The organism is Kribbella swartbergensis (genome assembly GCF_054784135.1).
In genome coordinates this window covers 1-1498 of the sequence record NZ_BAAGPM010000036.1, presented here as the reverse complement: position 1 = coordinate 1498, position 1498 = coordinate 1, and the positions used below count along the sequence as shown (strand labels likewise).

The window sequence follows — 1498 nt, the reverse complement described above, 5'->3', positions numbered from 1 at the left end:
CCATTGACGACATTATTTCCTGGCTAACCACCACCGGCACGGCCGGGAGTTTGGACGATGCTCATAGTGATGTAGCAGCCAACCGGTAATTACACAGCCCGCCTGACCGGCGAACAGTCGCGCCCGATTGAAGCCCCAAGCGGGTCGGGGTGCTGCCATTTTGCAGGCATAGCACCCATATGTTGTGATGGGCTCGCCGGGCCGACTACCTTCTGCGCCGATTGTGTGCGTCAAGTTCTGCAAAGCGGGACGGCCAGTCAGGCTGGCTAAGCGGCTTCGCGCAGAGTGCTCTTCTTGTGCTCCTTCAGGTCGTCCATATTGAGGTAGCGATGCGCCTCAAGCCAGTTCTCGTGCGTCTCGACCGCCAGCGCCCGCACCAGCCGGCAGCATGAGGCGGCATTGGGGAAGATGCGCACCACATAGGTGCGCCTTCTGATCTCCTCGTTGAGACGCTCGAGCATGTTGGTGCTCTTGAGGTGCTTATGGTGCTGGCGCGGCAAGCGGTAGAAGGTCAGCGTCTCCTCGATCGTCTCCTCGGCCCAGGCCACCAGGCGCGGGTAGCGCCCCTCCCACTTGGCAATCCAGGCGGAGAGATCCCGCCGCGCCTCCTCGACCGAGCGGCGGTCGTAGAGCCAGCGCAGCTCCTGCAGGCAGTCATCATCGGCCTTGCGCGGCAGGTGATCCAGGGCATTGCGGAGAAAGTGCACGTAGCACCTCTGATAGGCGGCCTCACTCAGCACCTCGCGGATTGCCGCCCTCAGCCCGGCATGGTCGTCCGCCACCACCAGCTCCACCCCTGAGAGCCCGCGCTCGCGCAAGCCCAGCAGAAAGGTGCGCCACGAGGACTGGCTTTCCCGGTTGGCCATCTCAACCCCTAAGATCTGGCGCCGGCCGTCCCAGTCGATACCCACCGCGATCAGCACGGCTTGCGAGGCAACGATGCCGCCCTCACGCACCTTCTCGTAGCGGGCATCCAGGATCAGGTACGGGAACGGCTCCTCAAGCCGGCGGGAGGCGAACTGGGCCAGGCTGTCGTCCAGACGCTTGTTGATGGCCGAGATGGCAGAAGCCGAGAAGCTATGCCCGCACAGCTCCTCGGTGATCGCCTTGACCTTGCGGGTGGAGACCCCCTGCACGTACATCTCGGCGAGCGTGGCCACCAAGGCCTGCTCGGAGCGTTGGTAACGCTCGAACAGCTCGGTCGAGAAGCGCCCGTCCCGGTCCTGTGGCACGCGCAGTTCGAGCTTGCCCACGCGGGTCACCAGGGTCCGGCTGTAGTAGCCCGAGCGGTAGCCCAGGCGAACCGAGGTGCGCTCGCCTTTCTCAGCCTGGAGGGCGTCGGTCATCTCGGCTTCGAGCATCTCCTGCATGACGGCGCGCACGATCTCGCGCAGCCCGTCCGGGCTCTGGTTGAGAAGGTCCTTGATGGCAGCGGCGGCAGGTTTATCCTTGATGTTGGTCATGGTGGGGCTCCTCTCGGAGGGTGACTTGGACATCA

The 1498-nt window shown here is 64.2% G+C and carries 1 protein-coding gene; it reads right to left on the bottom strand.

The features are described from left to right. Positions 1 to 266: 266 nt before the first annotated feature. Positions 267 to 1463 (bottom strand): IS256 family transposase, encoded by a 1197-nt coding sequence (locus ACYVOK_RS32620; RefSeq protein ID WP_460666449.1) that lies wholly within the window; start codon positions 1461 to 1463, stop codon positions 267 to 269. Between the last annotated feature and the right edge of the window lie 35 nt (positions 1464 to 1498).